This is a genomic window from Sporolactobacillus pectinivorans, assembly GCF_002802965.1.
Lineage (GTDB): Bacteria > Bacillota > Bacilli > Bacillales > Sporolactobacillaceae > Sporolactobacillus > Sporolactobacillus pectinivorans.
On the sequence record NZ_NXGA01000001.1, the window covers coordinates 3,327,317 to 3,341,118 of the forward strand.

Sequence of the window (13,802 nt, forward strand, 5' to 3'; positions counted from 1 at the left end):
AATAGGCTAGCCGCGTTTTTTGATTTGTTCTGTGCATGCTATAATAAATAGCAGACGCTGATCCCGTGTTAAATGTATCAGTCCCGATTCAGGGCACCGGATCAGAGAAAGAAGGCATGAAATTTGGACGAACTGAAAGCGGGAACGGTAGTCACCCTTAATTTTTCGCATAAAGCGCCATTCGGTTATTTTCTCACTGATGGCGAACAGGATATACTGCTTCACGAAAATGATGCCATTGAACCCGTTGATGAGCTGGCCCCTCTGAAAGTATTTCTGTATCAGGACCACCAGGGCAGGCTTGCTGCCACGATGAATGTCCCGGATATCCGCCTGGGTGTGTATAACTGGGCGAGCGCTGTTTCAATGCATAAAAAATACGGCGTGTTTGCCGATATCGGTATTAATAAGGACATATTGCTTTCAAAAGATGACCTTCCCGATGAATGGCCGGACTGGCCCGAGACTGGCGACAAAATTTATTGCAGTCTGAAACTCGATAAAAAGGATCGTCTCTTTGCCAAACTGGCTGACGAGTCAATAATGAAAGTGATCTCTCGGCCTGCAAACGAAGAATTATTAAATAAAGAAGTGAATGCCACGGTTTACCGTCTTTTGCTTGAAGGTGCGCACTTCATCACAGATGACGGATTTCTGGGCTTTATCCATAAGAATGAAACAACGGGAAGGCTTCGTCTCGGTCAGGAGATTCACGGCCGCGTGACTGAGGTTAAAGAAAATGGATCCATTGATCTTTCAATGCATCCGAGAAGCTATGAACTGATCGACCGGCACGCCGAAGCAATTCTTCAGTATATGGCAGGTCGCGGCGGAGCTATGCCATTTTCAGATAAAAGCCTGCCTGAGGACATTAAAAAGCAATTTGCAATCAGCAAAGGCGACTTTAAAAAAGCGCTGGGGAAGTTGATGAAGGAAAAAAAGCTTTATCAGGAAGACGGCTGGAGCTATCTTAATGAAATCAAAAGCAAATAACATCCTGAAAAACCAAAGGGGCCCCGTTAGGGACCCTTTTTTTGGTAATAAAATTCAGAGGAAATGGGATTTACTCTGTTTCAGTTTCAACACCGCGGCGCCTTCCTATGATCGCCTGAAAAGCCATACCTAGAAAGTATACAAATGCATCAAAGGCCACAATAAAAAAGCTGACCGGGGCATTTGTATAATAGCCGGCAACCAGGCCAAACCAGACACCAAGCACCGCAATAAACGAGGAAAGCAGGATCATTCCAAATATAGACTGGGTATAAAACCTGGCAGCTGCTGCAGGCACTGTCATCAGAGCAAAAACAAGCAGAGCACCAACGATCTGGACAGTCACACTGACGGCGACTGCCATTAACAATAGAAAACCAATGGAAATCCAGCGGATCGGCAAACCTGCCGCCTGAGCGCCAACTTGATCAAAAGAGTCAAACTTGAGCCAGCGATAGCTGGCGGCCAGCGCCAGAAGTACAAGAATAGTGATGACGACAATCTGCCAGACATCCTGAAGATCAATACCGACGACACTGCCGAAAAGCAGAGTTCTTGAATAGTTACCCTGTATATTTCCGAGCGAGAGAAATAATATGCCCAGAGCCAATGCCAGACTGAGGATCACACTGATCGACGCATCGCGTCGGAACATTCTGACGCCCATCTGTCCGACACCAACCGCGCCCAGCAAGGTAAAAACGAGCAACCCGATCAATGGATCCATCCCAGTAAAAGCGGCAAATGCCGCACCGGCAAAACCGATATGCGAAAGAGTATGTGCAATGAAAGAAAGCGATCGTGCTATAATGAAAACCCCGATCACGCCGCACATGATTGCAATCAATGTTCCCGCAATAAACGCGTGCTGCATGAAATCGTACTGAAACATCTTCTTCCCTCCGTTAACCGCACCACATTAAAGAATCAGTTTTCCAACAATTATTCTAAGCAGGGCAGGTTCTTTGAAATTCTTTTTATTTATAAGAAGCTGAAAGCGGCAGTTCAGAGGAAGAGGGTTCTTCTTGATAAGGGATACCCGCGCTGTCAGCAGAAATAGATTGATAGGCATTTTTCAGAACCATCTGGTCATCAAGTATTGTACGCGCATCGCCAGTCTTATAAAAACCGCGGGACATGAGCAGAATACGATCTGCATACTTGCTGACCTGCTCAAGGTCATGGCTGATAAAAATAACTGTGACACCCCAGTCCTGTGCCGCTCTTTTCACGAGTTCCATCATCCGGGCCTGAGCATTCGGATCAAGATTTGCCGTCGATTCATCCAAAAGCAGCAAATTCGGACGACGAACGAGTGCCTGCGCCAGAAACGTCCGCTGGCGCTCTCCGCCTGATAATCTGCCGATCGGTTTTCTCGCAAATCGTTCCGTATCGGTAAAGGTCATTATTTCCTTTAATGTTCTTCTTTCCTGTCTGGACGGCCATGGAAAAAATCCAGATATCTGTCCGAGGGAAACAAAATCTCTCGCACTGATCGGTGTATCTTCATCAATGACTCGCGATTGCGGCACATAACCGACGACAGCTTTCTTACCGTCGGTCGCGAGCGATATTTTCCCGCCTTGGGGACGGATCAATCCAAGGATAGATTTCAGCAGCGTTGATTTTCCAGCCCCATTGGGTCCAATGATGGCAAACATTTCACCTGCAGATACATCGAAAGAAAGATCCTGCAGCACTTCCTCACCATTAAAGCTGACCTGAAGATGACTCACTTGGATTTGACGAAGCATTAGAAAACCTCCCTATCTCGCAAACTATATGTAAAACCGACCAAATAATGTCTGAGACTAAACAGTGCGTCACATTGATAAATAGTAATAATTTCGATTTGTTTTGTCAAGCAATCTTTATTCTCACCGCAAGAAACGACTTCAGTGATTGTTCTGCGCCGTTTCAATCTGCTTCAGTTGATCCATCATCCAGGTTTTATAATCTTTTCCTGATGGCAAGGTTTCAGTCACTTTGACGACGGGCATTCCATATTGGCCGGCCAGGGCCATCATTTTTTTCACAGTCGGGCTGATTTCCTGAATATTGCTGACGAAGAAAGCAAACCGTTTCTCTTTGATATCCTTTTGCATGTTTTCGATATCTCTTGGTGATGGGTCCAATTCATTCTCCACCGTAATTTCAAAGTGATTATTGGCTACTTTGTAACCCAACGCGTCGAGCGTATAATCAAAAACGGGTTCGGAGACATCAACCAGTTTACCGGCTGACTTCTTGCTGAGCTGAGCAATCTCGTCTTTCACAGATTTGACTTCAGCAATATATTTTTCAGGGTTTTTCTTGTATTCAGCAGTATGCTTCGGATCAATTTTTGCAAGTTTGCCAGCCAAATAGTTTGCAAGTTTCGGCATTGTTTCCGGCTGATACCAGAGATGTTCGTTGTCCTCATTCTTTTTGCCTGGAAGATCCTCGCCGACACGAATGAGCGTCTGATCCTTGTTATTTGACACCAGTTTGTCCATCCAGCCTTCATAACCGATGCCATTATAGAGAACCACTTTAGCCTGGCTAACAGACATGGCAATTCCAGTTGTCGGCTCATAGTCATGAGGATCCATTCTCGGTTTGTTAATTACCGAAATCACGTTCACATGATTTCCCCCCACCGCTTTAATCATCTCTCCGTAAAAATCCTCGGCAGCAACTACATTGATTCTGGAGTTATTACTGGTTCCGCCTGAACCTGATTGACTGCAGCCAGCAAGCGTGCCGATTAATAAAATAATGACCCAAATAAAAAAACGGAGCGGCAAACAAAAGCTGTTGGTCTTATTTCCAGAGAACCTCCAAAATATGTAATTGGCCAGTTTAAATCGTAACAGTTACTATTTAGCTCCTGCAATTATAGATAGTAAACGTTACGTTTTACTTTGTCAAGAAGGGACTTGGAAAAGCATCCCAACGTTCTGTCTTGACTGCGGCCGGCCAAAGCTATAAGTTTAGGGTGATATGAAGTTTTTTCTATCTGCAATTTAAACTAATTGGAGGAATCGACAATGAAAATAGCTATGGCCAGTGACCACGCCGGTTTTGAACTGAAAGGTGAAATCAAAGCGTGGCTTGAAAAAGAAGGACATGAAGTCATTGATTTTGGCACGGACAGCAAAGAATCGTGCGATTTATCGGATTACGTCTATCCTGCGTCGCTTGCAGTCGCCAAGGGAGAAGCAGACCGGGGTATTTTCGTTGATGGCGTCGGCTATGGCAGCGCTCTGATCGCGAACCGTATTTACGGTTTGACCGCGGCAGTCTGCCAGGATCCATTCTGCGCGAAACTGGCCCGTCAGCACACGGACAGCAATGTCCTCTGTATTGGCGGGAAAATTATCGGCTCAGGGATTGCTCTCGAAATTGTCGATGTCTGGATGCATACCGATCCGATAACAGACGTTGATAAATATGTCCGCCGCGTAAAAAAAGTACAGGCCATCTCGGAAAAGCATTTGAAAAAGCTTTCGGAAATCTGAAAATTGCAGAGATCTACCAATACTGTTTTTAAAAAGACCGGAGTGAACAGCAGCATGTGTGAATGCTGTTTCACTCCGGTTTTCATATGAAAGAAAGTCGTCGTTAACATTAAAAAAGACGTAATCGGCAAATAATCCCCTGATGGGGGGAGTTATTTGTCCTGCATACTTTTAGCTCAACATGTTTTTTTATAATAGAGGGCGTTCGAAAAGTCACCTTTTGAACAGGCTCCAATAGCAAAACTTTAAAAAGATATTAGCTGGTTTACTATACTCACCACGACCTCACTTCTTACTTCTCTCTTATTTTCTCCAATAGTTCGCGCTCACGTTCAGCCGACATCCCTGCTTTCCAATCAGCATTTGACGGTCGCGATTTCACCCATTCAGCTGTATCCCGGATCGTTTCTTGAACAGGGCGAAATGATAGCCCCGCTTGAATCGCTTTACTGTTGTCTACAGATAAAAATCCTTTCATATTGACTTTTTTTGGTATCCAAAGCGGCATCTCTGTCCAATAGTCAACACCCTGATCAAGAAGAAAACCTTCTTCGGCCCATTGAAACTGTACCTTGGGGTTCAGCGTTGCCGCACATGACTTCAAAAAAGTTCTCAAAGTGAGCGATTCTGCCGGGCCTGTTGCATGGTATGTGCCTGCTTGCTTTCTTTCGGTCATTTCGAGAATCCATGAAGCGAGATCCCGGACGTCGATCCATTGAATAGATGCCTCCGGATCTCCGGGTGCCAGTATCTTTCCTCCCTTCATCACACGCCATGGCCAGTAAGTAAAACGGTCAGTCGGATCATACGGTCCCACGATTAAACCAGGACGGACAATAAGCGATCGGCCTGGTAATTCCTCCTTAACGGCGGATTCACAAAGCGCCTTGAGCGGGCCGTATGTATCGCCAGTAACCTCTTCAACCGATTCATCTTCCAACTTGCTTACACCTGTTGTTTCATTGAGTCTGGATTTACTGAAATCTTTATAAACAGAAATGCTGGATATAAACGTATAATGATCGGTTGATTGCGCAAACAGCTTGGCTGATTTGCGGACAATCCTTGGAACGTAGCCTGACGTGTCAATGACCGCATCCCAAGCTCTATTCTGCACCGCCTTCAGATCCCCATCGCGATCTCCATGCAGCTGTTCGATATCAGGAGCGATGTCAGGATGATTCCCGCGATTGAATAATGTGACAGAATGGCCCCTTTCTCTAGCAATCTCTCCAAGATGTCTGCCCAAAAAGACCGTTCCGCCCAGAATCAGTATGTTGATGTGGATCACCTTCCCGCCTCTATTTGTCTGTTTAAACGATTTTTGATCAAAGATTGTTACATGTATTGTATTTTTTTTACCATGAGCAGTAGCATTGTGGATTAGACAGAAAGAGGAATGCAGAGAAATATATGACGCATCACAACGATCAGGAACGTGAACGAACAATATTTTCTCAAGGACATTTGCTGTTCATAAAATATACTGTATTTTTATTCCTTATTCACCTATAATTGACTCAACAAATTAAAAGACAGGTGATTCATATGCAAGTATTCAGTCTGGGAACAATGATTTTTCAGCTTGTCATGTTTGCGTTGCTACTGGCGCTCCTTTATTTCGTTATTAAAGGGATCATCTTCTTTTCCGTGCAGCCCAAGGTAGCAAAGAAACAGCATGAAGAACTATTGAGGAAACTGTCCGAAATCAGTGAAAAACTGGATCGTCTTCATTGAAGACATGTACAGTAGAAATTCCGGTGCAATGTGCACCAGGAACGGTTCTATGATTGGGTTTTATCGCTTTTATATTTTTTCTCTTTCTTTTGCCCACTTTATTCGCTTGTTCCTCTATCACTGGAAATTCCGGGTCTGCGAAAGACCGAGTAACCACACATCTGAAAAGACATCTTCTGCGCCGCAAAAGCAACGCTTCATGACATGGCTTCCAGTAGATCAGGAGCCCAATAAACGCGAAATATGTAGTCCATATGAACAGATCATGATTCGATTCAAACTCAAGAATTTTCTTTATGAAACATCCCTGACTATCTTTTATTCCCCAACCAGACAACCGGCAGTACTGATCATAACCGGATAGTGTGAATGCGTCTCCCAAATCAAAAGAAAGATGAAAAGCCAACCAAACCGGCAATGTAAAACATTCGTCTATTTGTACTCACTAACAGTGACCGACGAGAAATGATCGGCGCGGCAGGCCTTCGCTACGCTTTTCCAAGTTAAATCGTATATCCTTATCACCCCTTTTCAACAATACGTTTTTTCATTTCAATAATCTGGATTTGTTCGATTTTCCTCCAGGAGAGTCACAAAAAGCCCACATCTTGAATATGATTGAAGTGACTATTTATATTTATTCTTAATCATCATTTTATTTGCTTGCTCATTGCCTGATAAACAAATTTGGAAAGCAAATTTTTCTTAAAACAAATAAGCAAACATGGATGAAGAAAAAAGATCGCAATGGAGATGATTTCTAAAAATATGATTGATAATATTCAACTGATCAAGAAAGAATTGGAATATCTAAAAGGCATTAACGACAAATCAGTCGGGATTATTAGTATGACGGCTAGAAAATCAAATGGATTACGTACGTTACCAAGAAGAGCTGCAATGGGCTTTACTGCAATAAATTTTTTGGTAACGAAAATAGAACAGGCGAGAGATTGCCTGTTCGCTCTGGACGGTCAAGTCGACTATATATTAATTGATATTGAGGAAAAACAGGATATATCCCTTATTCGTGAAGCAAGACGAATCATAAAAACATCTAAAGTTATTACCTGTAAACCCAATGATGCCACTATAGAATCCTGTGATCTGTTCATAAGGCATCATTATAATGATGAATTGGAAAATAAGTCCGTGCTAGTCATTGGGTCTGGAAATTTAAGTACTAAAATAGCTTTAAGACTCGCTGAAAGACAGGCAATTGTGCATTTGCACAGTAGAAGCTATCAAAAGACAGCTCAAATTACTGAATCTTTAAATTTAATTCTTCCTAAATTCTCTAAACCAATACAAGCAATCAATAAGCCAAAACAAAAGTACAACATAATAGTTTCTTTTTTATCTGCTGAAGCAATCATTGGAGAGGAGTATTTGCCGATATTGAGTGAGGACTCGTTAGTCATCGACGGAGGTATCAATAATTTTAAATCCGCATTTATTAAAGGAGCTTTGGAAAAAGGAATCACTTGCTATAGATTAGATGTCCGGATTGCTTTTCTCTATTATTTACTCTTTCTAAGCAATGAAGTAGAATCATTTTTTACACATGTAATGGGTCGCATAGAGTATCAAGATAACGGCTATCATTTAGTTTCAGGGGGTATTATCGGCAATATAGGCGATATTATTGTAGATAAAGTGATGGAACCCACTCAAATTGTAGGTATCGCAGATGGATTAGGAGGAGTTAAGAGCGAGTCCCATTATTCTCAAGAGGAAAAGATAAAGATCACGGAAATATCAAAACAATTAAGCGATCATTCAGGGTAAGGAAATGTCAGCTTATTACTTCGCAGTAGTGTACAAAAGAACCACACCTTTTAAAAGAAGGCTTCGTTAAACTAATCTGTTGCTTTTCGCTCCAGTAAACAAAGTGGCAAAACCAACGTTGAACTTTAACATAGCCTATAAGGAAATAAACAATATACTGAACCTAGTTTTCTTTATAGAGATTTTACCCCGGAATGTAAATAAAATTCAATCATAAAAGAACATGGAAAAAGGTAGATAAGCCCTTAGGCGTCTCTACAGGTTCATGACAGGAAAGTTGAAAACAATCACCTGTTTCGCTGGTTCTCTTGAAGGCCATGTAGATCTGGATCAAACCAAAATGGTGTTAGCCATCGCCAAAAAATTTTGTCCGAAAATGCTCTTCTCCTACGATCAACAACTTTATTTAATGAATCCGCCTTTTTTTAACATCTCTTTGATTTCATCCTTACTCATTAGTCCTTTTTCAGAACTGTAATTTCCTATTTTTACCGCGGGATATTTAGCGTAATGTTCCATTAACCCATCTATATGAATGGTTGGCAAGATAACAAAGTATTCTTGATCATAAATAATTGTTTTCATACTTTCATTTGCAGAAAGGAGCAGCTCATGAATTTTTTCCCCGGGACGAATTCCAAGAATATCAAATTCAATATTTTTTTCTCCAGAGGCTGCTATCAATGCCTGTGCAAGATCAATAATTTTACAGGAGGGCATTTTCATAACAAAAATTTCTCCCCCAATACTTTCATAAGTGGCCTCTAGAACAAGTTTAATTGCGTCCTGTACAGACAGAAAGAAACGTGTCATGTTTGGGTCCGTAATACCTATCTTCTGTTTTTCCTGAATCTGTCTTTTAAAAACATGTATAACGCTTCCGCTTGTTCCTAATACATTTCCACCCCGGATACATACAAACTTTGTATGAGTACTCAATGTATTAGCATGAATAATTAACCTCTCACCCATTGCTTTTGAAAATCCATAAAAATTCAATGGATCAGAGGCTTTATCAGTCGAAATATATACCACTTTTTTCACGCCAGACTGAATAGCTGCTTCAATTACATTTTGAGTTCCTATAACATTGGTCTTTAATGCCTCCATAGGCTGTTCTTCACAAACAGGGACATGTTTTAATGCTGCCAGATGAAAAATATAATCAACATCTTGGCACGCTCCAATTAAAGCCTCTTTTTCTCTAATATCTCCAATAATAAAACGTAATTTAGGATTATGATCAAACATTTGCTTCATTGTAAATTGATTGGCTTCATTTCTGGAAAATATTCTAATTTCCTTTGGCTTTTTATCTAACAATTGATTAATTAACTCGTATCCCCATGAACCTGTACCACCCGTTACAAGGATGATCTGATTATTCAACAAGTCTAATGCCTCCTATATTCTAAGTTACGATAAGCTGAATACATCTTTAAAAATACAAAAGAATAAATAAACTTCGACCCGAATCCTATTGTTTGTTTAAAATACTTTCGTAAAAAAAATTATATTAATTTGAATCCTCCAGCCGTCTTATAAATGAATAGCGTTACTTATTTGAACAACCTCCAACTTCTATAATGTATGCATTGCTCCTTTAGTTGTCATAGGCAGTCTCTTTAACTTAGATTAAATTCTTTAGAGAGCGTTTAAAAAGTCACCGAATGATCGGCGGCGAATCTCTTCGCTGGCTTTAGTTAAGAAGAAATTGCTACATAAGAATGAAGTTTTCGGAAGGGGAAACAGACTCAGGTGGAGTAAACTGATTAAACCGCTCTTTTACCGCACAGCTCGACTCAGATACATGAACTGGCTTTGAAACCTTCGAAGGAATTCCTGAAAAAAACGGTCTGATACTTATTGTCCATGGTCTCATGAGAGGGCTGCCTGTTTTTTCATCTAATCAATGATCACACTCAAGCATTATATTGACTTCAGACAAAGCACCGCACCTCTCTCTGAGAAAAGTGCGGGGAAAGTGTTCCATTAATTTTGAGAATGATCGTGTCTGAAACGAAACGCTCAAGATAAGCCATCAGTCGCTGAGGGTTGATGGTGTCGGGAATTGGCCTCCGTCTTCCTTCAGATTCTACAATACCATGCTAAAAGGTAAAAAGGGATATTTTAATTCTCAGGTCAACCATCCAAACCAAACACACGATTGAATAATAAATTAAAATATACAACGAAAGCGGGATGATTAACCTTTGAATATACTGCTTGCCACATATGGAGCTGTTCCATGTGTGGGGGTTTGAGAATCCACGATCCAGTCAAAAAAAATCTAGAAAAGTTAGAATGTAAGGCCGATTTATTAGGACATGGCGAGGATAATATCTATATTCATCTAGTTTTTATTAGGTAGCGACGAGCTAAGAGAAACACTAAGATCCATTTGCAGAAAAATGAGGGATAAGCCATTGTCCTCAAAAAAGGGCTGCAAGAAATTAATAAAAATCTATGAACAGACAAATGAGAAGCAGGAAAGGATAAAACTAATGATACGAACTAATTTGCTGATATTTAACAACAAGTTATTAAACTGGTTCTCAAAAATATTTTCTTGGATCAAACGATTTTGGAAAGTTAAAACGGATCAACCAGCTAAAGAGGAAATAAGGAGGATGAGGACCATGGATCTTAAAACGATAAATGGAAATTATGATGCTATTTTTAGCTTAGGCGATTTGTGTCTGGCAAGTATTCAATTAAGAAAGCATAATTTACGCCCCTTTGCCGGTGTCATCGATTGGATGGGATCACCATTTCTTTATGAAGTTAATAGACTTCTTAAAAATAGGTTTCAGGGATTTATGGAGTTATCAAATGTGTCGATCAGAGGCTATGCAAATGAACAAAATCTGTTGGTAGCAGATGATCAGTACAATATTATGTCTAATCATGACTTTGATACAACCAGAAATACACTAACTCAATTAGCGACTTACCCAGAGGTTAAAGCAAAATTTGATCGCCGAATTAACAGGTTTCTAAATAAGCTAGAGACAAGTAAACGGATACTTTTTGTTAGAACTGAAGGGACATTTGATGAGGTTAAGGCATTGGAGGAGACATTATCTGAATTGGTGAAAGGTGATTTCCGCATCCTTGTTATCAATCATACGAATGTTAACGATATAGTGGTCAAAAACTGGCCGCTTAAAAAGGTTTGTTCTCTGGAGTTCCCTAATATCGAAAAGTGGGAAGGGAATAACGATCTATGGGACCGGGTTTTAAAAGATGTTCATATTAAATGAGCGTTTTGGGCGCCAGTCCTTTGTCAGGGCACAAATGAAAGAATTCTATTCTGAAAACAAATAATGACTCAACTTCTGCAGAGCGAAAATCAAGGTGATCATTTGATCTCACACAGGACGGAGCAGACGAACTAAGGTTCTTAATAAAATGGCTATGTTTAAACTCAACGTCGATTTTGCTCCTTTGTTTGAGCGGAAGCTGTGAAACTCCTGCGGGAACAGCGAGCGCATGGAACGAAAAGCAAACAGACAGCCAACAAAACAGAAAGACACCCTACATTTGGTATAGTGAATTTGTCTAGAAAACACTGCCAAATAAAAGGGTGTCCTTCATTAGGATAACGAATAACAATCAATTCCCTGTCGCAGTTAATTCAGCACAGCAACAGTATTTATTGCAGAAACGCTTAATGAACAAAACATACATTACTTAGTTTTAAAAGATGAAACAATTTGATTGAGTTCCTCAGCCATTTCCGACAGAGTCGTTGCATTGCTGGCTATTTCTTCCATAGACGCAGATTGCTCCTCAGTAGCTGCGGAAGCATTTTGTGATTCACTATTTACTTTTGAAGCTGCTTCATTAATGTTCTTAACGGCGGTGTCAACCTGTCCGGTTTCCTGAGCTATCATTTTGATCGCTTGCGTCATTTGCAGAATCTCTTTTGAGACACTGTTCATTGAAACGGCAATGTTTTCGAAAGAGTCCGCGGTTTTATTTACTGATTCGAGACCCTTATTTATCTCAAGACTACCATTTTGCATCGATTCCACAGATTTCCTGCTGTGTATTTGCAACAAATTGACCACTTCTGAAATCTTTTTTGTTGAATCAGCAGACTGTTCGGCAAGCTTTCGAATCTCATCAGCAACGACAGCAAATCCGCGTCCCTCTTCGCCAGCCCGCGCAGCTTCAATCGCTGCATTCAGCGAAAGAAGCTGCGTTTGTGCAGCGATATCGTCAATTAGCTTATTCATTTCTTCAATGCTTGCTACTTGATTTGCAAATTCTTCAATCGTCCTTAATGCCTCTTCTTGTTTTTCGTCTATAATCCGGATTTGATTGGTCGTTTGTTTTAATGTCTTTTTTCCAAGTTCTACTTTACCCATGGCATCATCGGAAACGCGATGCAGCTTATCGGCATTTCCATCAATGAGTTCAATCTGATTTTGAATCGAATCAGTGGAAGCAGCGGTTGATCCTGTCTCCTTATAAGAATCATTTGCCCCGATAGCCATCTGCTGAATGGATTGAGCAATTTCATCTATTGTTGCTTTACTTTCTTCTGTCGAAGCTGTCAGTTCTTCAGATGAAGCAGCGAGCGTTCCTGCCTTATCACTGACAATATTGAGAACATGGCGTAATTCTTCAATCATCTTATTAAATCCTTCGCCAAGGCGCTCAAATTCTACGAAGCTTCCGACTTTCACTTTGTGCGTTAAGTCTTTGTTCACGACATATGAAGAAACTTCTAATATTTTCTTTATTGGGCTGATGATCTTACGAACAGCTAATAGAGCAATGAGAACGCCTAATATCGCCATAATTAAGCAAACAATCACTGTTTGAATCAGAATACCAGATAAATCCGAATTGATTTCCGCTTCCGATACGTTACCAATAAGGATCCAGCCTGTAAAGTTATTATGTATAAAATTAATCTGGCGGGGAACACCCAGCTGGTTAGAAAAGTAAGAACCGCTGTTTTTTTTGAAAAGATATTTATTCGGCGCTACTTTTCCCGTTTTCACTAAATTGCTTACAAGTGCAACAGCCTTAGCGCTATACAAACTGGTATATCCTGTTTTTCCAATACGCACTCCTTTAACGATATTCTGCAGCGAGTTTATATTTATCGTTAAGTTAACAACACCCTGACCGTCTTTTGTTGTTCTTGCCAGTGATACGACGTATTGTCTGCTGACAGCGGATATATAAGGCTCTGTAAGAACAACTTTTCCTGGATGCGCAATTGCCAGTTGAAACCAGGGGCGTTTCCGCGGATCAAACCCTTTAGGCGCTTTCTGTCCATTTCCGTTTACGTTATAGCCACTATTATCGGCTGCTGAAATATTTTCTGTCATGTTTGTACTATGGTATTGGTTGTTTAATAAACTGTACACAAGGCTGCTCTTTATATTGGAAGAATTAATAGTATCCGCCAGATAATTAAGACGAACCGCCTGCTCCCCCATTGTCTGATTAATGTCTTCACTTAGAATTTTAATGCTATTGATAGCATTCCCATTAACACTTGTCATCATCTGATTCTTGGCACTAAGATAAGAAAAAGTTCCGACAATACCTGTAGGAACAATAACAAGTAAAACAGCTATGGTAATTAGAACAAATTTTAATTGCAACTGAACGCGCCCATGTTTTTTTTCGACCATTTAGAATACTGCTCCTCGTCTACTTAATATTTTTTTAATAGGGGGGTTAAACAATCAGTTAGAACCGTCAAAATTCGACAAAATTTCCTCTTTTTTTCATCGGTGTTTTATAAATTATGTTTAATAT

Annotated in this window: 11 protein-coding genes; 5 read left to right on the forward strand and 6 right to left on the reverse strand. The window is 40.6% G+C overall.

Annotated elements, in window-relative coordinates; translation table 11 throughout:
- Nucleotides 1-123 precede the first annotated feature (123 nt).
- Nucleotides 124-993: a CvfB family protein gene (locus tag COP04_RS16260; RefSeq protein WP_100488986.1), complete on the forward strand. Its 870-nt coding sequence runs from the start codon at nucleotides 124-126 to the stop codon at nucleotides 991-993.
- A 70-nt stretch (nucleotides 994-1,063) separates the two neighbouring features.
- On the opposite strand, the gene COP04_RS16265 is transcribed toward COP04_RS16260, so the two are convergent.
- The 3 genes from COP04_RS16265 to COP04_RS16275 all read right to left on the reverse strand — a co-directional run bounded on the left by COP04_RS16265 (nucleotide 1,064) and on the right by COP04_RS16275 (nucleotide 3,779).
- Complete coding sequence (locus COP04_RS16265) at nucleotides 1,064-1,885, reverse strand: metal ABC transporter permease (RefSeq protein ID WP_100488987.1); 822 nt, start codon at nucleotides 1,883-1,885, stop codon at nucleotides 1,064-1,066.
- 85 nt (nucleotides 1,886-1,970) lie between these two features.
- Nucleotides 1,971-2,747 (reverse strand): metal ABC transporter ATP-binding protein, encoded by a 777-nt coding sequence (locus COP04_RS16270; RefSeq protein ID WP_100488988.1) that lies wholly within the window; start codon nucleotides 2,745-2,747, stop codon nucleotides 1,971-1,973.
- Nucleotides 2,748-2,888: 141 nt separating this feature from the next.
- Nucleotides 2,889-3,779 (reverse strand): metal ABC transporter solute-binding protein, encoded by an 891-nt coding sequence (locus tag COP04_RS16275; RefSeq protein ID WP_100488989.1) that lies wholly within the window; start codon nucleotides 3,777-3,779, stop codon nucleotides 2,889-2,891.
- 243 nt (nucleotides 3,780-4,022) lie between these two features.
- Between COP04_RS16275 and rpiB the strand changes: the two genes are divergently transcribed.
- Nucleotides 4,023-4,493: a ribose 5-phosphate isomerase B gene (gene rpiB, locus COP04_RS16280; RefSeq protein WP_100488990.1), complete on the forward strand. Its 471-nt coding sequence runs from the start codon at nucleotides 4,023-4,025 to the stop codon at nucleotides 4,491-4,493.
- A gap of 292 nt (nucleotides 4,494-4,785) precedes the next feature.
- Here the strand turns inward: rpiB and COP04_RS16285 are convergent, their stop codons facing one another.
- Entirely contained in the window at nucleotides 4,786-5,784 is a 999-nt protein-coding gene (locus COP04_RS16285; RefSeq protein WP_239984907.1) for an NAD-dependent epimerase/dehydratase family protein, read from the reverse strand.
- Between the two features lie 257 nt (nucleotides 5,785-6,041).
- Between COP04_RS16285 and COP04_RS16290 the strand changes: the two genes are divergently transcribed.
- Nucleotides 6,042-6,230, forward strand: a complete 189-nt coding sequence (locus COP04_RS16290) for a hypothetical protein (RefSeq protein WP_100488991.1) — start codon at nucleotides 6,042-6,044, stop codon at nucleotides 6,228-6,230.
- A gap of 747 nt (nucleotides 6,231-6,977) precedes the next feature.
- Nucleotides 6,978-8,018 (forward strand): Rossmann-fold NAD(P)-binding domain-containing protein, encoded by a 1,041-nt coding sequence (locus COP04_RS16300; RefSeq protein ID WP_100488993.1) that lies wholly within the window; start codon nucleotides 6,978-6,980, stop codon nucleotides 8,016-8,018.
- 402 nt (nucleotides 8,019-8,420) lie between these two features.
- Here COP04_RS16300 and COP04_RS16305 read toward each other — a convergent pair whose 3' ends face one another.
- Nucleotides 8,421-9,410, reverse strand: a complete 990-nt coding sequence (locus tag COP04_RS16305; RefSeq protein ID WP_100488994.1) for a polysaccharide biosynthesis protein — start codon at nucleotides 9,408-9,410, stop codon at nucleotides 8,421-8,423.
- A gap of 1,247 nt (nucleotides 9,411-10,657) precedes the next feature.
- Between COP04_RS16305 and COP04_RS16310 the strand changes: the two genes are divergently transcribed.
- On the forward strand, nucleotides 10,658-11,281 hold the full coding sequence (locus COP04_RS16310; protein WP_100489734.1) for a DUF1796 family putative cysteine peptidase: 624 nt from the start codon (nucleotides 10,658-10,660) through the stop codon (nucleotides 11,279-11,281).
- 426 nt (nucleotides 11,282-11,707) lie between these two features.
- Here the strand turns inward: COP04_RS16310 and COP04_RS16315 are convergent, their stop codons facing one another.
- Entirely contained in the window at nucleotides 11,708-13,675 is a 1,968-nt protein-coding gene (locus COP04_RS16315) for a methyl-accepting chemotaxis protein (RefSeq protein ID WP_100488995.1), read from the reverse strand.
- Nucleotides 13,676-13,802 lie beyond the last annotated feature (127 nt).